This is a genomic window from Nonomuraea sp. NPDC050643 (assembly GCF_040654715.1).
Taxonomy (GTDB): Bacteria; Actinomycetota; Actinomycetes; order Streptosporangiales; family Streptosporangiaceae; genus Nonomuraea.
In genome coordinates, this window is the sequence record NZ_JBFAIM010000013.1 from 86701 (window position 1) to 105069 (window position 18369).

The following is an 18369-nucleotide window of genomic DNA, read 5'->3' on the forward strand; positions in this document are numbered from 1 at the left end:
CCTGTCGGTTGTGTCCGGTCTGGGCCTGGTCGAGGATCCCGACGCGGGGCCGAGGTGGAGATGTGGAGGGCACGGCGGCGCGGCCGTACCCTCCCGGTGGTCAGACGAGCTCCGCGACCGGCGTGTAAGGCAGGCCGAGCGCCTCGGCGACCGGCTCGTTGGTGAGCAGGCCGGCGTGGGTGTTGAGCCCGCCCGCCAGGCCGGCGTCGACCTTGAGCGCCTCGCGCCAGCCCAGGTTGGCCAGCTTGACCGCGTACGGGAGCGTGGCGTTGGTCAGGGCGTACGTGGAGGTGTTGGCCACGGAGCCCGGCATGTTGGCCACGCAGTAGAAGACCGACTCGTGCACCTTGTACGTCGGCTCTGCGTGCGTGGTCGGACGTGAGTCCTCGAAGCAGCCGCCCTGGTCGATGGCGATGTCGACGAGCACCGAGCCCGGCTTCATGCGGGAGACCAGGTCGTTGGAGACCAGCGTCGGAGCCTTGGCCCCGGGGATCAGCACCGCGCCGATGACCAGGTCGGCCTGAAGGACCTCCTGCTCGATCGCGTACCGGGTGGAGACCAGCGTCTTGAGCCGGCCCTGGTAGATGGCGTCGATGTGGCGCAGGCGGTCGATGTTGGTGTCGAGCACGGTGACGTCGGCGCCCATGCCGACCGCGATCTGCGCGGCGTTCAGCCCGGACACGCCGCCGCCGATCACGACCACCTTCGCCGGGGCCACGCCGGGCACGCCGCCCGGCAGGACGCCCCTGCCGCCGTTGAAACGCATCAGGTTGTACGCGCCCACCTGCGGCGCCAGCCGGCCCGCGACCTCGGACATCGGGGCCAGCAGCGGCAGCGAGTGGCCCACCTGCACGGTCTCGTACGCGATGCCCGTGGTCCTCGCCTCGAGCAGCGCGTTCGTGCAGGACCGGGAGGCCGCCAGGTGCAGGTACGTGAACAGCACCAGGCCCTCGCGCAGCCGGTGGTACTCCTCGGCGATCGGCTCCTTCACCTTGAGCACCATGTCCGCTTCGCCCCAGACGGCGTCGGCGCCGTCCAGGATCTTCGCGCCCGCCGCGAGGTACTCCTCGTCCGTGATCTGCGAGCCGAGGCCCGCTCCGCGCTGGACGAGAACGTCGTGGCCGTTGCGCACCAGCTCGTGAACGCCCGCCGGAGTGGCGGCGACGCGGTATTCGTGGTTTTTGACCTCGGCCGGGACGCCGATCTTCATTGCGGTGGATCCTTTCGGGAACCGGCACATCGTTGTGCCGGACTGAGGGGTGTCATGGTGGCCCGCGTTCGGCGATCCACCACAGGTCTTGCGGCCGGGCCTCTCACAACCGGGCTTCTCACGGCCATGCCTCTTACAGCCGGGCCCAGGCTTCGGTGAGCACGCCGCGGAGGATCTGCCCGATCTCGTCGAACTCCTTCTGTCCCGCGATCAGCGGGGGCGCGAGCTGGATCACGGGATCGCCGCGGTCGTCGGCCCGGCAGTAGAGGCCCGCGTCGAACAGCGCCTTCGACAGGAACCCGCGCAGCAACCGCTCGGACTCGTCGGCGTCGAACGTCTCCTTGGTGGTCTTGTCCTTGACCAGCTCGATGCCCCAGAAGTAGCCGGAGCCGCGCACGTCGCCGACGATCGGCAGGTCGCGCAGGTCGTCGAGGGTCTGCTGGAACAGCGGCTCGTTCTTGGTGACGTGGCCGAGCAGGTCTTCGCGCTCGAAGATGTCGAGGTTGGCCAGCGCCACCGCCGCCGACACCGGGTGGCCGCCGAACGTGTAGCCGTGGGCGAACATGGTGTCGCCGTCCTTGAACGGCTCGAACAGCCGCTCGTGCGCGATCATGGCGCCGATGGGCGAGTAGCCGCTGGTCATGCCCTTGGCACAGGTGATGATGTCCGGCACGTAGTCGAACTTCTGGCCGCCGAACATGGTGCCCAGCCGGCCGAAGGCACAGATGACCTCGTCGGAGACGAGCAGCACGTCGTACTCGTCGCAGATCTCGCGCAGGCGCTGGAAGTAGCCGGGGGGCGGCGGGAAGCAGCCGCCGGCGTTCTGGACGGGCTCGGCGAAGACGGCGGCCACCGTGTCGGGGCCCTCCATCTCGATGGCGCGGGCCACCCGGTCGGCCGCCCAGATGCCGTACTGCTCGGGCGTCATGCCCTTGACGCCGGTGATCTCGTCGGCGCGGTAGTGGTTGGTGTTCGGGACACGTACGGACCCCGGCACCAGCGGCTCGAACATCTGCTTGAACGCCGGGATGCCGGTGATCGACAGCGCGCCCTGCGGGGTGCCGTGGTAGGCGATCTGGCGGCTGATGACCTTGTGCTTGAGCGGCTTGCCGACCAGCTTGTAGTACTGCTTGGCCAGCTTCCAGGCGGACTCGACCGCCTCACCGCCGCCGGTGGTGAAGAAGACGCGGTTCAGCTCGCCCGGCGTGTGCGCGGCCAGGCGCTGGGCCAGCTCGGCCGCCTTGGGGTGGGCGTAGGACCACAGTGGAAAGAACGCGAGCTCCTGGGCCTGCTTGGCGGCGGCCTCGGCCAGCTCCTGCCGGCCGTGGCCCACCTGGACCACGAACAGCCCCGCCAGCCCGTCGAGGTAGCGCTTGCCGTGGAGGTCGTAGATGTAGGAGCCCTCACCTCGCACGATGGTGGGGATCTCGGCCTGCTGGTAGGCGCTGTGCCTGGTGAAGTGCAACCACAGGTTGTCCTGCGCGGCCTTGAGTAGGTCGGTTTCCGGCTGCGTCATGGCTATCTTCCCTCGTGTCTCAACTCCCCACAGTCTGCAGGTTCTCCTGCCGATTTGCCAAGCGAATCGGTCGCAGCACTATGCAAGAAAATCGGTTTCCGCAGAACCCATATGTAACAGCAACGAAATCCGAAGGTAGATTGGGCCGGGACTCAGGTCCGGTTCCGCCTGGTTTCCGCAGCGTGGAGCCGGTTGTGATCCAATGAGACCGAACCTCTGAGAACTGCCCACCTGTTGACACCGATGAGAACGACCCCGGGGGACGACCTGTGACTCCTGACCAGATTGAGAGCGCTGTCCGCGCCGCGATGCCACAGGCCATCGACGACCTCAAGCGGCTGGCCGCCATCCCTTCCGTGGCCTTCCCCGGGCATCCGGAAGAGCCCGTCTACGCCGCCGCCGCCCTGACGGAGGAGCTGCTGCGCTCCGCCGGCCTGCCGCGCGTGCAGCAGGTGCCGGTCGAAGGCAGCTTCCCGGCCGTCTACGGCGAGGCGCCCGCGCCGCCCGGCATGCCGACCGTGCTGCTGTACGCGCACTACGACGTGCAGCCCGCCGGCGACCCCGCCTCGTGGCGGACCTCGCCGTTCGAACCCACCCTGATCGACGGCCGCCTGTACGGGCGCGGCTGCGCGGACGACAAGTCCGGCGTCATCTCCCACGTCGCCGCCCTGCGCGCCTTCCAGGGCCGCTTCCCCGTGGGCATCAAGGTCATCATCGAGGGCCAGGAGGAATACGCGGGCGAGCGCCTCGAGGCGTTCGTCGAGCGCAACCCCGAACTGCTGCGGGCCGACGCCATCGTGGTGGCCGACACGGGCAACCCGCGCGTGGGCGACCCGGCGGTCACGACCTCGCTGCGCGGCATGGCGGCCTTCACCATCGAGGTGCGTACGCTGCGGGAGGCCGTACACAGCGGCTCGTTCGGCGGCGCCGCCCCCGACGCGCTGGCGGCGCTCATGCGCATGCTGACCTCGCTCCACGACGACAACGGCGACATCCGCGTACCCGGGCTGCCCAGGGGGTCGTTCCTGGGGCAGGGGCCGTCGGAGGAGGAGTTCAGGAAGACGGCCGGGGTGCTCGACGGGGTGTCGCTGGTCGGCTCGGGCTCGCTGGCGGACCGGCTGTGGTCGTCGTACGCCATCACGGTGACGGGCCTCGACGTGCCGACGGTGTCGGGCGCGGTCAACGCGGTCCAGCCGGTGGCGCGGGCCAGGGTGACCGTACGCATCCCTCCGGCCGGCGACCCGAAGACGACGGTGAACGCGGTCGTGGAGTTTCTGCGGCAGGTGGCGCCGTGGGGCGTACAGGTGTCGTTCGGCGACTTCACGGTCGGGTCGGGCTTCCAGGCGGACTCGGGCGGCAAGGCCAGGGCGGCCCTGAACCGCGCCATGGAACGCGCCTTCGGCCGCCCGCCCAGGGACGTGGGCGCGGGGGGCTCGATCCCGCTGGTGAACACGCTCCTCAAGCAGTTCCCGGCGGCGGAGATCCTCTTGTTCGGGGCGGAGGACGAGGACGCCGCCATCCATGCGCCGAACGAGCGCGTGGACCTGGAAGAACTACGCCGAGTGGTCACCACGGAGGCCCTGTTCCTCCAGGAACTAAGCCTGCCCTCGGCACTGGGCGTGTAGGTCCCCCAAAAGCCACCCACCCGTTACCCGATTACCGGGTGGGCCGGCGGGACCCCACCTGAAAAGGCCTTCGCAAGAGGCGGTACGCGCACAAAACTCAGACCCCCACACCCAGGCGCCTCCGGCGCCATCGCCACCCGTACCTGGTTACCGGCCAATACGCCAGGGACCATCACCACTCCGATGTCCGGATGGATGTGCGAAACCGTGTTCGCTCACCTCACCGTGGCCGACGACGGCACCGCGAGCGGCCGTTTCCTCGAAGACAGTCTTTACTTCATGACCGCGCGCTCACATCTGCCTCCTCCGCGTCCTCCGCTGAGGAAAGGCATCGGAAATGCGCGCGAATCCAGAATCGATCCCGCGATCCTCCAATGTGGTACGGCCCTTTGGGTCGCCCAGCTCGCCGCTCCGCAAACACAGGTCGCCTGGGGCGAGAACGTCACGTTTCTGATCGACGCGAGCACGGGGTCACGAGTCGAAGCTCGGCCAGATCCCGCAGGCGGATGGACGGTGCTTCAACACGGTCCGACCAGGATGTGGGACGAGATCGAGAAAGCCATTGAGACGTGGCAGGAAGCCGGCCAACCTCATCAGTCCGGCTTCGGGCTGACGGTCACACCTGAGAGCCCATGGGTGTGGCTCGGCGACCCCGACGGCCCCACCTGGAACCTTCCCGCCTAACTGCGCTGACTGCAGAGACGGCCGTCCCGTACAAGGCAACGGCCCTTGCGGTTGTGGGGGCCTGGATCACAGGCGCGGACCTCGGCTCCCGCGCCCAAGCCCTCTCGACGGCTCGCGCGCGGCCCTTGAGCGCACCGCCGGCCAATCCGTCGCCACCCCTCTGCATCGTTGCCACCGACAGCCCGATCAGCCGATCAGCCCGAGGACGCGCAGAAGCTCCGGACGATCGACTTCCGGCAGCGCACCGAAGCGGCCATGCAGATATGCCTGCTCCAGATCATTGGCGAAGGCGAACGGCTCGATGGGGATCTCGTCGTCCCAGAGCGCAGGGAGTCGCGTACGGCGGTGCGCAGCCACGTCATGGCGGCGATTACGTTCGACTTTCCGGAGGCGTTCGGGCCGAAGACGGCCGCCACCGGCAGCAGGCTCTCGCGCAAGTCGGGCACGGGGCGCGCCTCAGAGCGGTTCATGGCGATGTCTTGTGCCATACCTCGACGGTGGACCTGTACCTAACCTCGGCCCGCGTGAGCAACCTCAAGGGCTGGCCGTATACACGCCCAGGCCGGCGCGCGCAGTGAGCAGGCCTGGGCGAGTCGTGCCGAGTGAGTCAGGTCATGCGTGCGCGCGGCGATCTCCTCGGACGCCAGGATCGCGGCGCCGACGATCACGCTCGGATTAGAGGACGTCGGCTCTCATTGGCCGTCCGTTCACCAGGTCACCGGCAGTGAGTTCAGGCCGTACACGAGGCTGAAGATCCGGAAGTCGGCCGGCTCGTCCGGGTCGGCCAGGGCGAGGCCGGGGAAGCGCTGGAGCAGAGCGGGGAAGGCGATGCGCATCTCCATCCGCGCCAGCGGGGCCCCGAGACAGTGGTGCACCCCATGGCCGAAGGCGACGTGACCGGCGGCTCCCCGGGTGATGTCGAGGATGTCGGGATCGTCGATGAAGGCAGGGTCGCGGTTGGCGGCAGGAAGCGACAGCATCACGAGCGAACCCGCGGGGATGGTGTGGCCGGCGATCTCCACCTCCGTCGTGGTCGTGCGCGGCGGTAGCGACTGGACGATGGACAGCCAGCGCAGCAGCTCCTCTATGGCGGGCTCGATCTGCGCCGGGTCTTTGCGGATCGTGGCGAGCTGGTCTGGGTGCCGCAGCAGGGCCAGGGTGCCCAGGGCGAGCATGTTCGAGGTGGTCTCGTGCCCGGCCAGTAGCAGCAGTCCCGCGATGCCGATCAGCTCGTCGGTGCTGAGGTCGTCGCCGTGCTCGCGTATCAGCATGCCGAGCATGTCCTGGCCCGGGTCGGCCTGGGCGCGGGAGACCAGGCCGGCCATGTAGGCGCGGTCCTCCCGCTGCGCCGCGACGCGCTGCTCCATCGGCAACGAGGTGTCGAGCATGCGCACGGAACGCTCCTGGAAGGCGGCGCGGTCGGCGTACGGCACGCCCAGCAGCTCGCAGATCACCAGCGAGGGCACCGGCAGCGCGAAGTGCGCCACCAGGTCGGCCGGTGTGCCGGCCCGCTCGAGGTCGTCCAGAGCCGCCTGGACGATCTCGGTGATGCGCGGCTCGAGCCTGCGCATCCGGCGCATCGTGAACTCCGGGGTGAGCATCCGGCGCAACCGCGTGTGCTCGGGCGGGTCGAATCCGATCAGATTCCCGGCCCGCATCGTGGCCAGCTCGTCCGTGTCCACCTCATCGAACCCCCGGAACGGTCTCAGGGCGCTGCTGAACCGGGCCGGATCCGACAGCACCTGGCGAACATCATCGTGGCGGCAGACCAGGTAGGCGGGCAGGCCGAACGGCGTCTCCATCCGCACGACGCCCTCGCCATCTCGTGCCTTGGCCAGTTCTTCGACCGGGTCGAACCCGTTCCGCCGCATCTGCAGCGGCAACTCCTGTGCGTACGTCATCTTCTGTCCATCCATCCTGTGATCGTGTGAAATTTCCATGCGTTGGCAGGTGAAGGAAAGGCGACTGAGATCGAGTGTCTTGTGTGGTTTCACCGGTCTGCGGTGATGCCCGTCCATCGCGGCTGGGGGCGCTCGCGGAACCCTTTGACCTCGGGTAAGGCGCACGCGAAACCCAGCGTGTCCCGTACTCGCTAAGATCATCTTCTATCGTTCGGGCACCACTTGCTGTTCCTGACTCTCCTAGCGCGGCGGCCCCATCGTCCACGGCCTGAGCTTGTCGGGGTTGCGTACCGCCCAGATGCGCCTGATCCGGCCGCCTGCGATGTCGAACGCGTACACCGATACGGTGATGCCGTCTTGCTGGGCGACCAGGCCGGGCTGGCCGTTGACCGTACGCTCCAGGATCGTCAGCTTGTGTAGCCTGCCCTCGAGATTGACCAGGGAGCGCGCGATCTGCTCGGCGCCTTCGATCGGGTGGAGCAAGGCGCCGACGATGCCGCCGCCGTCGGCGATCGCCGTGGCGTCGGGGTCGAGGAGGCCGATGAGGGCATTGATGTCCTTGGCCTCCCAGGCTTGCTTGAAGTCTTTGACGATGCGGGCCTGCCCGGCTGCCACAGGCGCGGGAGTCTGCGGCGCGCGGATGCGACGGCGGGCCGAGGAGGCGAGCTGGCGGCAGGCCGCCGGGGTACGGCCGACGATGTCGGCCACTTCGGCGAAGGAGTAGCGGAAGACGTCGTGCAGGATGAACGCGACGCGCTCGGCCGGGGTCATCGATTCGAGCACGACGAGGAAGGCCATGTTGACCGACTCGTCCAGGGTGACCCGGTCGGCAGGGTCGACGGTGATGCCGTCCGCCCGCCCGGTGATCCACTCGGTGGGTTCGGGTAACGGCTCGGGGATCCATTCGCCCACGTAGGTCTCTCGCCGGGCACGTGCCGAGGAGAGCAGGTTGAGGCAGATGCGGCTGGCCACCGTCGTCAGCCAGGCGCCGGGGGATGCGATGGCGTCCTGCTGCCGCCGGGACAGGGCGTACCAGCGGGTGTAGGTCTCCTGGACGACGTCTTCGGTGTCGTCCAGGGAGCCCAGGAGCCGGTAGGCGAGATTGATCAGGTGGCGCCGTTCGCTCATGATCGCGCTCAGGCCGGGATCGAGCTGGTCGCCTCCCGGCTCGGATGGGGTGGTCATGAGTGTCGTCGGCTCCCTTGGTCGCATCTGCCTTTACCAGTTCGACAAGACAGCGCAGTGAACTGTGAGGTTGGCGTATCGCCTCACATTTCGAGGTGTTGGGTTGTCGAACTGGTGAGACACCATCCAGCACGCAGGAAAAGCCGACCTCGTCGGCATGCGTGATCGTCCCCTGGGGTCGGCCACTTCGTGATGAAGGACCAATCCCATCGGGTCACAAGCCGCACTTCCTCGTTGCGATCGAGAAGGGAAGACCTCGCCATGCCCACGTCTGAACACCACGCACCCCACAAGGTCGTCGTCATCGGCGGCGGCTACGCCGGAACACTGGCGGCCAACCATTTGCGGATGCGCGCCGACATCGACATCACTCTGGTCAATCCCCGCCCGGAGTTCGTCGAACGAGTCCGGCTGCACCAGTTCGTGGCCGGCACCGGCGAGGCCACGGTGGACTACGGCACGCTACTGGGCGAGGGGATCGGCTTGGTCGTCGACAGCGCCACGCGCATCGACACCGCCGCCCGCACAGTGCAACTGGCATCGGGCCGCGCGCTGAACTACGACTACGTCATCTACGCGGTCGGCAGCACCGGGGCGGCACCGTCATCGGTGCCCGGCGCGGCCGCATTCGCGTTCGACATCGCTGAATTCGAGACCGCGCAACGGTTGCGCGCCAGGCTGGAGGAGTTGCCCCTCGATGCTCCGGTCACCGTGGTCGGCGGTGGGTTGACCGGTATCGAGACGGCCGCTGAACTGGCCGAACAAGGACGCACGGTCACGCTGGTGTGTGGCCGGACCCTGGCGCCGTCCTTCAGCGCACCGGGTCGCCGAGCCGTGGCCAAGTGGCTGTCCCGGCACGGCGCCGCGGTGCTCGAGGACGTCGCGGTGACCGAGGTCCGGCCGGACGCGGTCGTCTTCGCCGACGGTGCGGTGCGCGCGAGCGCATTGACCATCTGGGCGGCCGGTTTCGGCGTGCCGCAGCTGGCGGCCGCGAGCGGGCTGCAGACCGACGAGCTCGGCCGGTTGCTCACCGACGAGACGTTGACCAGCGTCGACGACGACCGCGTCGTCGCGGCCGGCGACTCCGCCGCACCGTCGGGCCAGCCGCTGCGGATGAGCTGCTACGCCGCCGGGCCGCTCGGGGCGCAGGCCGCGAACACCGTGCTGAGCCGTATCGCGGGGACCGAACCGGCGACGATCAGACTGGCCTTCTCGGGAGCGTGTGCCAGCCTCGGCCGGCGCGCGGCCATCCGACAACTCGCCGGTAAGGACGATACCGCGGTGAACGTCTACGTCGGCGGCCGCATGGGCGCGGCGATCAAGGAAGTGACCACCAATTTCGCGGTGTCGAGAATCCGTCGCGAAGCCCGCAAGCCGGGTTCCCTCGTCTGGCTCAAGGGCGGCCCGCGTCCGACCCTCCCCTGACTCGTGCGAGCAGTGAACCCCCGTTGTAGGCAACAGATTGAGAAGGAAGACCTCACCATGTCCACGCCCACGACGGCGACGACAATCGAGACTCAGAAGGCTCCGCCGCGGCCGCGTGGACGGGCGGTGCTGGGCGTGATGCGTTGGATCGTCACGGCGCACACCGTCGCGATCTTCGCCCAGCCGGTGTTCGCCGGCCGCTACATGATCGGCGACTACGACATGCTGGCGCTGCACACGCTCGGCGCGGACCTGGTCACCTATTTCGGGCTGGCGCAGGTCGTGCTGTCGGCGGTGCTCTGGCGGCGAGCCGGGACGCGCTGGCCCTTCTGGGCGAGCCTGCTGCTGTTCCTGGGCGAGTCCGGACAGTACTTCGCGGGAGTGGCCGGTGAGCTGGACCTGCATTTCCCGCTGGGCGTCGCGCTCGCCATGTACGCGTCGATCATGCTGGTCGGGATCTGGCGGACAGCCGCAGAGCAGCCCAGGGGGCAGCGATGAGCGGGCTGTCCCGGCGCCGGTTCTTCGGCCTGACCGGCGGGGCGGGCGCGCTGTTCGCCGCCGGGCTCGCCGGGCCACGGCTGTTCGGATCCGCTGCGACTTCCGGGGAACTGCTCACCAGCAAAGTGCCGCTACCCGCGCCGTTCCAGGTCCCGCTGCCCATTCCGGCTGTGCTGGCCCCGATCGCGCGGGACGCGGAAGCCGACCGGTACGAGATCGTCCAGCGGCAGACCACGGTGGAGATCCTGCCCGGACTGCGCACGCCGATCTGGGGCTACCAAGGCACGTTCCCCGGGCCGACCATCGAATCCCGCAGCGGCCGGACGGCGATCGTCCGGCACCGCAACGAACTCCCGGTACCGACCGTCGTCCACCTGCACGGCGGCCGCACCCCGCCGGAGTCCGACGGCTACACCACCGACCTGGTGCTGCCCGCCGGCGGCACGCACACGACGCACTCGCACGGCGGGCACACGGGCATGCAGGATCCGCACGCGAAGGTCACCCAGGGCATGCGCGATTACGTGTACCCGTTGCAGCAGCATGCGTCGACGCTCTGGTACCACGATCACCGGATGGACTTCACCGGGCCCGCCGTCTACCGCGGCCTGGCCGGATTCCACCTCGTACGGGACGCCGAAGAGGACGCGTTGCCGCTGCCGCACAGCGAGCGCGAACTGCCGCTGATGATCACCGACCGAGCGTTCACCGAGGACGGCTCGATGCACTACCCGTCCGTCGACCGGTCACTGACCACCGTGCCCGGCGTCGAGGACTCCTACATCGAGGGGGTGCTCGGTGATGTGATCCTGGTGAACGGCGCACCCTGGCCGGTGGCCGAAGTGTCGGCGACCAGACACCGACTGCGGGTGCTCAACGCGTCCAACGCCCGCCGCTACGACCTCGCGCTCGACCCACCGCCACCCGGTGGCCACGCCTTCACACAGATCGGCTCGGACCAGGGCCTGCTCGACACGCCGCGCGTGCACGACCACCTCCCGATAGCCCCGGCCGAACGCTATGACCTGGTCGTCGACTTCGGCCGCTACCCGGTCGGCTCCGAGGTCACCCTGGTCAACCGGCTCGGCACCGGATCGACTGCCCAAGTGATGCGGTTCCGCGTCGCCCGGCGCGACAAAGAGGACAGCCACATCCCGGACCGGCTCAGCGAAATCGAACCACTCGACCGCGCGCAAGCGACCGTGACCCGGGACTTCTCCTTCCGCGGCGGGCGCCTCGGTGACCGGCACGGCTGGACGATCGGCGGCCGGCCGTACGCGCCGTCCCGAATCGACGCCCGGCCCCGGCTCGGCGACGTGGAGATCTGGCGCTTCGTGGTGGACCTGCACCATCCGATCCACCTGCACCTGGTGAACTTCCGTGTGCTCTCCCGCGGTGGCCGCGAGCCCGGCCCATACGACGCCGGCCGCAAGGACACCGTCGATCTGCGCCCCGGCGAGGCGGTGGAGGTGATCACCCGGTTCGACGGCTACCGCGGGCGCTACATGTTCCACTGCCACAACCTCGAGCACGAGGACATGGGCATGATGGCCAACTTCGAGACGATCTGACCGGCCATGAAAGCACCGAATCCAGCGCCGGCGAACTGGCCCACGCCCGCGGCATCAGCGTGTCGGCGCGGTGCTTCCACGAGTCGCCCGGGCGCCATGCTCGCGCCGTGCCGGTGAGGCGAATCCGTTGGAAACTTCCCCGGAACCACAGCGAGGCCGCGCCTTCGAACCGAAGTTGTGCACAACCCCTGTAAGGAGATTCATGAACATGCCAGAAACATTCCAGCGCACCAATGATAAGGCGGCCACCGTCGCACGAAGCGGCTGGAACTTGAGCCGGATCCGCCCCATCGCCTTTTGGGCCACCACGTTTGTCATCGTCTTCGAGTTGGCTGCTGGATCGGTGTGGAATCTTGTACCGATCGAATGGATGGAAGTCCAGATGCGCCACCTGGGATACCCGCGCTACTTCGTCTACATTCTCGGTGTGTGGCAGGTCGGGGCGGCCGTCGCGATCATCGCGCCCGGGCTCCGGCTGATCAAGGAATGGGCCTACGTGGGCGCCTTTTTCCTGTGGTCGAGTGCCGTGGCGTCGCATCTGATACTCGGCGACGGTCTTCAGGCGTGGGGGGTGCCGCTGATGTTCGGGGTGTGCGCCATCGCGTCGTGGGTGCTGAGGCCTGCCGACCGTCGGCTCCCGGCGACGCGGCTACGTCGGGACCGCCCTGCCGACGCTGGACAAGATGGGGCCGGTCCGCCGGAAACCCGTCCTCGCGCGTGGGCCGTTCCGATCGGGCTCCTCGTTGTTCTGTATGCCGTTTCGATCCTCACGCTGCCCGCGGCCGAAGCCATGACGCACGGGTGGGCAGTTGAGAACGGCTGGATCGACGAGTAGCGGCCTTGAAGGTCTCGACGTCTCGCCGACACATGGTTCCGCGACAACCGATCCGGCTGCAGGCTCAGGGCAAGACCGTCATGCTCCTGTCCGCCGACAAACCCCAAGTCGCGGCCGACATCGCCGCCGCCGTCAGCATCGACGACTACCGCGCCGCGACCTGCTGCCCGAGCACAAGTCCTCCGCCGTCACCGAACTGCGCGCCCGCAACGGATCGATCGCCCTGGTCGGCGACGACATCAACGACGCGCCCGCGGCGGGTGGCGCTCGATGAACGGAGCTCGCCGCTTGGCATGAACACCGCGCGGCCACATTTGAGCACACGGCAAGATCGCCGGCATGCGCATCCGGAAGACCGGCTCGCCCTCGTAGAACGTTTCGTGGCTGCCGCCGTCCTGCAGGCCGCCGGCGTCGGCGACCGTCTGGCCGAGGCCGGGCAGGACGGCATCCAGCCGGCGCAGCGTCGGGTAGGCCGGCACAAGGGCGCGACTGCTGGACCGGCGCCACCACAATAAGTGACGGGAGTCTTCTTGGCGGAGGCGAAAACGCGGCCAAGGGCGGTTGCAGTCGCGGGGCTGCGGATGCCGAGCACCGGCCTGAAGGGGCCTTCCAGATGGTCACGTACCGGCGCTGTGTGAATTGTTCAGCAGAGTAAAACGTTGCTGAACAACTTTCGCTGCGATACGGATGGGGCACGGCGGAGATATCACCAGGGGCGGGATCGAAGGTGATCAGCAGGCGCTTCCTGCGCCGCCGTTGGAATGTCGCGCCTGTCAAACGACCGAGAGGAGCAGATTTCGTGCGCAGCAGAAGAATCGCCACAGCGATGGTCGTGTTAACCAGCCTCGCCTCATTGCCGACGCCGGCACAGGCCGCCGCCTCCGTGCAAATACGCAACCAATGGACTTTCGAGTGCCTCAATACCGCGTATCCCGCGTACGCGAATGCCAACGTCCGTACCGGCACATGCTTGGACGTCGGCCCGTACTGGATCCTCGAGCGCGTCGGCCAGGTCGGCGAGATCGTCTACCACCGAATCAGACGCGAGGGAACGAACTTCTGCCTGGTCGTCCGAGGCGGCGCCAACAACGCCGAGGGCGTGCTGTACACCTGTGGATCCTGGATCGACCAGCATTGGACCATCTACTGGGACCGAATAGGGTACAAATTCAGCAACCGCAACTCAGGAAAATGTCTCACAGGCCGCGGCGACGGCACTGTCGTGGTCCAATTCACGTGCTCGGACTACGCTGATCAATTCTGGGACTACAGAGCACCCTAGAAATGCGCTCCGTACGTAGGGCACCGGCGTAGTGGAGTTTTGCCCTATTTCCCGAGGTTGCGCAGGGCGGCCAGGTCGGCGGGATGGGCCTGCCAGGCGTGCGAATCGGTGATCGCGTAGACGGTCACAGTCCGTCATCTGCCCGCGCTGCCGTCTCTGACCTGGCGTTTGAGCTGCATCGCCTGGGAACAGCAGTCCGTTCTTGACGGTGACGACCTTGAGAGTGCGGCGTTCCTCGCGCCCGTGTCCGCGGTCACGTTCGCGGTGCTGGATGGGGATCTGTTTCCATGACAGTCGTTGGACCTGCGCGTACAGGCTGGGCTGGTTCTTCTTGACGATCAGCACGTAGTGCGCCCGTTTCTGCTCGATGAGGAAGGTGGCGTGCTCGCGCTGGGTGTGCAGAGCATCGGCGGTGACCACACGATCATGCAGGCCGAGACGCTCCAGCAAGGGCTGGAGGCGGGTGATCTCGTTGGGCTTGCCGTCCACGTCGGTCTGCGCGAGCACCAGGCCGCTGCCGTGGTCGAAGGCGGCCGCAGCCTGACGGCGCGCATGAGCACGACCGTCGGTGGAGTCGCCGGCCAGGGTGGACTCGTCCGGCGGCTGCCATGCTCGGCTCAGCGGAGGCGGCCACCGGTCCGTGCTCAGCCAGTTGGCCAAGGGCAGCACTGATCGGCGATGACGACAGGACAGGCACGGTCTTCTCTGATGATCATTAGGCGTCGAGAACCTCATGATCTCGAAGGTCGCGCCTATTCTTCGCCTCAGACCCCTCACACAACCCCGGAACCGTCACGCCGCAAAACGGACACTCGGGTACCTTGCCGGGGCCCTGACAGAGCCTCACGTTTGGCGCAAGCGCTTGATGCCTCCGTCGAAGGGCAGGCGGTCCTCGAAGTCGCAGGCGGCCACCGCCTCGTGATCGGCGTCCCACAGTGCCTGGATGGTGGCTGTCGTCACCTCCACGATGGCGGACCCGGCCGGGCCGTCCTCCTCCAGTTCGATCACGTGCGGCCAGCCCAGGAAGCCCAATCCTCTGTCCGGGTTTCTGCGGACCTCTACCTCCACGTCGAAGTCCAGGTCGGGTGAGAGCAGGCCGTGGCGGTTGAATCGGCCGCCCAGCAGGCTCACGAGCAGCGCCTTCACGTCGTCTTCCGGTGCCGTGGTGAAGATCTTGCAGTAGCGGTTCCGGGTTGCCTGCATGCCGCATCCCTCCGGTTGGGTTCAGCGACATCATGGCGTCCGCCGGAAAATCATGGAACCGCCGGTGCCGTTCGTGGCAATTACCCGTGTCAATCGACCAGAGACACCCGAGAGGCAAGAGATGCGACACGAGAGCCGGGCGGACGTCTCGCCCCGGCCCGGCGGTGCGGGGGCGGGCGGTGGTGCCGGTGAGGGTGCGGTGCCACGGCAGGAGTCCGAGCGGTTCGCCAGCCTGTTCGTTCGTCACGCTCCCGAGCTCAAGCGGTACGTCGTGCGGCGCCTGGGGATGGAGCCGGCCGACGACATCGTGGCCGAGACGTTCGCCGTGGCGCTGCAGCGGCTGGAGACGTACGACGAAGGGCTCGGTGACGAGCGGGCCTGGTTGTACGGCATCGCCACCAACCTCATCGGGCGCCACCGGCGCCGCGAGATCGGCCTTTACAAGGCACTGAGCCGCACAGGGGCCGACTCGGTGACCGAGCCGTTCACCGATGAGGTCGATCGGCGGGTGGCGGCGAGCGGGGTGCGCAGGCGGCTGGCCAAGGCGCTGGCGGGGCTGTCCCAGAAGCACCGGGACACGATCTTGCTGGTGACGTGGACGGAGCTGACGTACGAGGAGGCGGCCGTGGCACTCGGTGTGCCTGTGGGGACCGTGCGGTCACGGGTGAACCGGGCTCGGAGCAAGCTGCGCCGGGCACTCGCCGGGATCGACCCGAACATCGTGGACGAGGGATGAGGGATACGGATGAGGAGCCGGTGATGGTGAACGAGATCGAACAGCTCAGGAAGATGCGGAGCGAGGTCCCGGAGCGGCTGGACGTCTCGGGGGCGGAACGCAGGCTGGCCGAGATGAGGAGCAGGAGGCCCGTGCGGAGGTCGAAGCGCGCGTACCGGATCGGGCTGGCCGTGGCGGGTGGCTGTGCGGTGGCCGTGACCGCCACGGTGGTCGCCACTGTCGTGCGGACGTCGAGCGGTGACGTGAGGCCGGTCACGCCGGCCACCCTGGCGGCGCGGCCCGGCGGGACGGGGCAGCCGGGTGAGGCGGGGCAGGCGGGTGGGGTGGCGGTGGTGCTGGAGCGGGCGGCGCTCGGGGTGCGTCGGACGGCCGCCCCGGACATCCGGCCCGATCAGTGGTTCTACCTCAAGGAATCGCAGCACATGGGCGGCGACCTGCCGACGTTCGAGAGCTGGGGGCGGATGGACGGCCGCAGGATGGCGCTCAAGGAGGAGGGGCGCGCGCTGAAGGTGGGACCCGCGGAGAAGGGTCCGACGCACGTCGGGCGTACGCAGGCGGAGGTGAAGGCGCTGCCCTCGGATCCTGACGCGCTGCTGCTGCACTTCCGCGGCCTTGAGCAGGAGCGCACTCCGCTCTCGATCTGCCAGCCCCGCTGTGCCCCGGAGATCGCGGATGACGTCAAGGTGTTCGGGGCGATCGGGTGGTACATGAAGTTCGCGCCCATGATCCCGCCGGACACGGTCGCGGGGATGTACCGGGCGCTGGCGAAGCTCCCGAACGTCTCCGTCGAGGAGAACGTGGCGGACATGGACGGCCGCCAGGGCATCGGCGTGGTGTTCGACGCCGGGGACGGCGTCAAGGGGTACTACATCCTTGATCCGGGCGACTACCACTACATGGGGACGAAGGTGGTGCGGGAGGACGGCTCGGCGAGGGGGATGTCGGTGCTCGGGTCCGGGGTGGTTGACGAGCCGGGGCAGGTGCCCGCAGAGCGGGACGCGGTGCGGGACTGATCCCGGGTGTGCTCGCGTGGGTCCCTGGTCAGGTCCAGTTCACCAGGGAGAGCAGGCGTTCGGCCTGGGGGCGGTCGGTGGCGGCCAGGGAGATGCCCTTGATGAGGGTCAGCAGGTCGCGTACGTCCAGGTCGGCGCGGACGGCGCCCGCGCGCTTGGCCTCGTCCAGCAACCCTGAGGCCGTGTCGAGCATCGAGCGATGCCAGTCGGCGTGCAGGGTCGAGTCGTCGGTGACGGCCAGGGCCAGGTCGCGTTTCGAGGTGATGTGGTCCATGAAGAGCCGCAGCCAGTCGTGGAGTGCCTCGGCCGGAGGTTCGGTGGAGCGCAGGGAGTCGGCGCGGGCGCAGAGTTGGGCGACCTCGTCGGCGTAGACGGCGGCCAGTAGGTCGGAGCGGGTTGGGAAATGTCGGTACATGGTGGCGTTTCCGACTCCGGCGCGGCGGGCGACGTCGTCCAGCGGGGCTTCGGTGCCGCGCTCGGCGAACACCCGCGCGGCGGCGGCCAGCAGCAGGTCCCGGTTGCGCTGCGCGTCGGCCCGCAGTGGACGCGATCCCATCGGTCTCCTTGATAAGTGGGGAACTCCCCGGTTAGTGTAGCGGGGCACAGTAAATGGGGAGTTCCCCACTTAGATGGCGGAGGAGAATGCGATGACGGCGGGTGACGTCCATCGGCGGATACTCGAGCTCTATCCCGCGGTGCTCGCGACCGGGCGGATGGATGAGGCGTTGGCGCTCATCCATCCGGACGTGATCGATCATCGGGGCGGGGCGGACGGTGACCACCACGGGATTCGGGCGTGGCGGGAGAAATGGGAGCGGATGGTCTCCGGGGAGACGGGCTTTCACGACGTGTCGGTCACAGTGGAGCAGAACGTCTCCAACGGCGATCTGTCGGCCAACGTCTACCTCAGCCGCGGCACCCACACGACCTCAGGCCGGCGGTACGAGGTGCGCGGCATGGACATGATCCGGGTATGGGACGACAGGATCGTCGAGCACTGGGCCATCAGGGACGCGGTCGCCATGCGTCACCAACTCAGGCTCGACCAACTCGACTCATAGGCGAGGGGCCGCGCAGTTCGCCGACCCTCAGGGACGCGAGCCTCGTCCACCTGCGCGGCCCTGCGGACCTATCCCCGGAAGCGCCAGCGGGTCTGCGCGTAGTCGCCCTTGCGGAAGCCCAGGATCTTCTCCGGCGACACCTCGAAGACCAGGGCCGGACCGCCGACGGAGTTCACGAAGACGCCGTCACCGACCTCGAAGTGCCACTCCTCCCCGTATTTCGCCTCCCAGGCACCGGCCAGCCGCTTGAGTTCGCCGGCGTCCGTGACCCGCTCGGCCACACCCTCGACCACGAGGTCCAGCCCTTCGTGCAGCGCGCTGGCGCCGGTGGTGAGCGCGCAGTGGCGGTTGGACTCCAGGTTCCGGCTCTTCTGCTCCTGCGCGCCGGTGCAGAAGTAGAGGGCGTCGTCCTGCCAGACGGCCAGCAGCGTCGTGACGTGGGGGCGGCCGTCGGCGCGTACGGTGCTCAGCCAGTACGTCTCCGCGCGTTCGAGCTGGTCGCGGGCCTGCGCCCAGGGTGTCGGGGCCGCGTCGGCGGCACTGAACCGCGCGTCTAGCGTCGTCTCCATGATCGCTCCTTCAGATGCCAGGGTCTCCTTGGGACTGACCTGCCCCGGGCCCGGA

The 18369-nt window shown here is 68.3% G+C and carries 20 protein-coding genes and 1 pseudogene; 11 read left to right on the forward strand and 10 right to left on the reverse strand.

Annotated features, from left to right (window positions below; translation table 11 throughout):
* Positions 1–100: 100 nt before the first annotated feature.
* Both ald and AB0I15_RS19010 read right to left on the reverse strand, forming a co-directional pair.
* Positions 101–1210: an alanine dehydrogenase gene (ald, locus tag AB0I15_RS19005; protein WP_358096675.1), complete on the reverse strand. Its 1110-nt coding sequence runs from the start codon at positions 1208–1210 to the stop codon at positions 101–103.
* Positions 1211–1343: 133 nt separating this feature from the next.
* On the reverse strand, positions 1344–2726 hold the full coding sequence (locus AB0I15_RS19010; RefSeq protein ID WP_358096677.1) for an aspartate aminotransferase family protein: 1383 nt from the start codon (positions 2724–2726) through the stop codon (positions 1344–1346).
* Positions 2727–2995: 269 nt separating this feature from the next.
* Between AB0I15_RS19010 and AB0I15_RS19015 the strand changes: the two genes are divergently transcribed.
* Positions 2996–4351: a dipeptidase gene (locus AB0I15_RS19015; RefSeq protein ID WP_358096680.1), complete on the forward strand. Its 1356-nt coding sequence runs from the start codon at positions 2996–2998 to the stop codon at positions 4349–4351.
* A gap of 183 nt (positions 4352–4534) precedes the next feature.
* Positions 4535–5035, forward strand: a complete 501-nt coding sequence (locus AB0I15_RS19020) for a hypothetical protein (protein ID WP_358096683.1) — start codon at positions 4535–4537, stop codon at positions 5033–5035.
* A gap of 186 nt (positions 5036–5221) precedes the next feature.
* Here the strand turns inward: AB0I15_RS19020 and AB0I15_RS19025 are convergent, their stop codons facing one another.
* The 4 genes and pseudogenes from AB0I15_RS19025 to sigJ form a co-directional block, all read right to left on the reverse strand.
* Positions 5222–5392: a hypothetical protein gene (locus AB0I15_RS19025; protein WP_358097075.1), complete on the reverse strand. Its 171-nt coding sequence runs from the start codon at positions 5390–5392 to the stop codon at positions 5222–5224.
* Positions 5392–5523, reverse strand: a pseudogene (locus tag AB0I15_RS19030) (hypothetical protein); the annotation flags it as partial. The gene AB0I15_RS19025 and the pseudogene AB0I15_RS19030, both read right to left, overlap by 1 nt.
* Before the next feature lie 219 nt (positions 5524–5742).
* Entirely contained in the window at positions 5743–6951 is a 1209-nt protein-coding gene (locus tag AB0I15_RS19035) for a cytochrome P450 (protein ID WP_358096686.1), read from the reverse strand.
* Positions 6952–7176: 225 nt separating this feature from the next.
* Positions 7177–8121: an RNA polymerase sigma factor SigJ gene (gene sigJ / locus AB0I15_RS19040; RefSeq protein ID WP_358096689.1), complete on the reverse strand. Its 945-nt coding sequence runs from the start codon at positions 8119–8121 to the stop codon at positions 7177–7179.
* Between the two features lie 261 nt (positions 8122–8382).
* On the opposite strand from sigJ, the gene AB0I15_RS19045 reads away from it, so the two are divergent.
* The 6 genes from AB0I15_RS19045 to AB0I15_RS19070 all read left to right on the forward strand — a co-directional run bounded on the left by AB0I15_RS19045 (position 8383) and on the right by AB0I15_RS19070 (position 13732).
* Positions 8383–9546, forward strand: coding sequence for an FAD-dependent oxidoreductase (locus AB0I15_RS19045; RefSeq protein ID WP_358096692.1), 1164 nt, complete (start codon positions 8383–8385; stop codon positions 9544–9546).
* A 138-nt stretch (positions 9547–9684) separates the two neighbouring features.
* Positions 9685–10044 (forward strand): hypothetical protein, encoded by a 360-nt coding sequence (locus AB0I15_RS19050; protein WP_358097065.1) that lies wholly within the window; start codon positions 9685–9687, stop codon positions 10042–10044.
* A complete protein-coding gene (locus AB0I15_RS19055) occupies positions 10041–11615 on the forward strand; it encodes a multicopper oxidase family protein (protein WP_358096694.1) in 1575 nt (524 codons plus the stop codon). The genes AB0I15_RS19050 and AB0I15_RS19055 overlap by 4 nt, the downstream gene beginning before the upstream one ends.
* 202 nt (positions 11616–11817) lie before the next feature.
* The gene (locus AB0I15_RS19060; RefSeq protein WP_358096697.1) at positions 11818–12450 is read left to right on the forward strand and encodes a DoxX family protein; all 633 of its coding nucleotides are present in this window, start codon (positions 11818–11820) and stop codon (positions 12448–12450) included.
* Between the two features lie 5 nt (positions 12451–12455).
* Entirely contained in the window at positions 12456–12965 is a 510-nt protein-coding gene (locus AB0I15_RS19065; protein ID WP_358096700.1) for a hypothetical protein, read from the forward strand.
* Between the two features lie 284 nt (positions 12966–13249).
* On the forward strand, positions 13250–13732 hold the full coding sequence (locus AB0I15_RS19070; RefSeq protein ID WP_358096703.1) for an RICIN domain-containing protein: 483 nt from the start codon (positions 13250–13252) through the stop codon (positions 13730–13732).
* On the opposite strand, the gene AB0I15_RS19075 is transcribed toward AB0I15_RS19070, so the two are convergent.
* Together AB0I15_RS19075 and AB0I15_RS19080 are read right to left on the reverse strand one after the other, a co-directional pair.
* Positions 13634–14467, reverse strand: coding sequence for an ISAs1 family transposase (locus tag AB0I15_RS19075; protein WP_358096706.1), 834 nt, complete (start codon positions 14465–14467; stop codon positions 13634–13636). The two genes, AB0I15_RS19070 and AB0I15_RS19075, sit on opposite strands and share 99 nt — an antisense overlap.
* Positions 14468–14575: 108 nt before the next feature.
* Positions 14576–14935: a hypothetical protein gene (locus AB0I15_RS19080; protein WP_358096709.1), complete on the reverse strand. Its 360-nt coding sequence runs from the start codon at positions 14933–14935 to the stop codon at positions 14576–14578.
* Positions 14936–15056: 121 nt separating this feature from the next.
* Between AB0I15_RS19080 and AB0I15_RS19085 the strand changes: the two genes are divergently transcribed.
* Positions 15057–15671: an RNA polymerase sigma factor gene (locus tag AB0I15_RS19085; protein WP_358096712.1), complete on the forward strand. Its 615-nt coding sequence runs from the start codon at positions 15057–15059 to the stop codon at positions 15669–15671.
* A gap of 23 nt (positions 15672–15694) precedes the next feature.
* Positions 15695–16684, forward strand: coding sequence for a CU044_5270 family protein (locus AB0I15_RS19090; protein ID WP_358096715.1), 990 nt, complete (start codon positions 15695–15697; stop codon positions 16682–16684).
* Positions 16685–16712: 28 nt separating this feature from the next.
* On the opposite strand, the gene AB0I15_RS19095 is transcribed toward AB0I15_RS19090, so the two are convergent.
* Positions 16713–17240, reverse strand: a complete 528-nt coding sequence (locus tag AB0I15_RS19095) for a helix-turn-helix domain-containing protein (protein WP_358096718.1) — start codon at positions 17238–17240, stop codon at positions 16713–16715.
* A gap of 91 nt (positions 17241–17331) precedes the next feature.
* On the opposite strand from AB0I15_RS19095, the gene AB0I15_RS19100 reads away from it, so the two are divergent.
* Positions 17332–17745, forward strand: coding sequence for an ester cyclase (locus AB0I15_RS19100; RefSeq protein ID WP_358096721.1), 414 nt, complete (start codon positions 17332–17334; stop codon positions 17743–17745).
* Positions 17746–17813: 68 nt separating this feature from the next.
* Here the strand turns inward: AB0I15_RS19100 and AB0I15_RS19105 are convergent, their stop codons facing one another.
* Complete coding sequence (locus AB0I15_RS19105; protein ID WP_358096723.1) at positions 17814–18314, reverse strand: pyridoxamine 5'-phosphate oxidase family protein; 501 nt, start codon at positions 18312–18314, stop codon at positions 17814–17816.
* Positions 18315–18369: the final 55 nt, after the last annotated feature.

What these genes read in the sequence shown, in the direction of transcription:
- ald (WP_358096675.1), bottom strand. Translation starts at nt 1,210, where the DNA reads ATGAAGATCGGCGTCCCGGCCGAGGTCAAAAACCACGAATACCGCGTC.
- AB0I15_RS19010 (WP_358096677.1), bottom strand. Translation starts at nt 2,726, where the DNA reads ATGACGCAGCCGGAAACCGACCTACTCAAGGCCGCGCAGGACAACCTG.
- AB0I15_RS19020 (WP_358096683.1), top strand. Translation starts at nt 4,535, where the DNA reads ATGTCCGGATGGATGTGCGAAACCGTGTTCGCTCACCTCACCGTGGCC.
- AB0I15_RS19035 (WP_358096686.1), bottom strand. Translation starts at nt 6,951, where the DNA reads ATGGATGGACAGAAGATGACGTACGCACAGGAGTTGCCGCTGCAGATG.
- sigJ (WP_358096689.1), bottom strand. Translation starts at nt 8,121, where the DNA reads ATGACCACCCCATCCGAGCCGGGAGGCGACCAGCTCGATCCCGGCCTG.
- AB0I15_RS19045 (WP_358096692.1), top strand. Translation starts at nt 8,383, where the DNA reads ATGCCCACGTCTGAACACCACGCACCCCACAAGGTCGTCGTCATCGGC.
- AB0I15_RS19050 (WP_358097065.1), top strand. Translation starts at nt 9,685, where the DNA reads ATGCGTTGGATCGTCACGGCGCACACCGTCGCGATCTTCGCCCAGCCG.
- AB0I15_RS19055 (WP_358096694.1), top strand. Translation starts at nt 10,041, where the DNA reads ATGAGCGGGCTGTCCCGGCGCCGGTTCTTCGGCCTGACCGGCGGGGCG.
- AB0I15_RS19060 (WP_358096697.1), top strand. Translation starts at nt 11,818, where the DNA reads ATGAACATGCCAGAAACATTCCAGCGCACCAATGATAAGGCGGCCACC.
- AB0I15_RS19075 (WP_358096706.1), bottom strand. Translation starts at nt 14,467, where the DNA reads ATGAGGTTCTCGACGCCTAATGATCATCAGAGAAGACCGTGCCTGTCC.
- AB0I15_RS19080 (WP_358096709.1), bottom strand. Translation starts at nt 14,935, where the DNA reads ATGCAGGCAACCCGGAACCGCTACTGCAAGATCTTCACCACGGCACCG.
- AB0I15_RS19085 (WP_358096712.1), top strand. Translation starts at nt 15,057, where the DNA reads ATGCGACACGAGAGCCGGGCGGACGTCTCGCCCCGGCCCGGCGGTGCG.
- AB0I15_RS19090 (WP_358096715.1), top strand. Translation starts at nt 15,695, where the DNA reads ATGGTGAACGAGATCGAACAGCTCAGGAAGATGCGGAGCGAGGTCCCG.
- AB0I15_RS19095 (WP_358096718.1), bottom strand. Translation starts at nt 17,240, where the DNA reads ATGGGATCGCGTCCACTGCGGGCCGACGCGCAGCGCAACCGGGACCTG.
- AB0I15_RS19100 (WP_358096721.1), top strand. Translation starts at nt 17,332, where the DNA reads ATGACGGCGGGTGACGTCCATCGGCGGATACTCGAGCTCTATCCCGCG.
- AB0I15_RS19105 (WP_358096723.1), bottom strand. Translation starts at nt 18,314, where the DNA reads ATGGAGACGACGCTAGACGCGCGGTTCAGTGCCGCCGACGCGGCCCCG.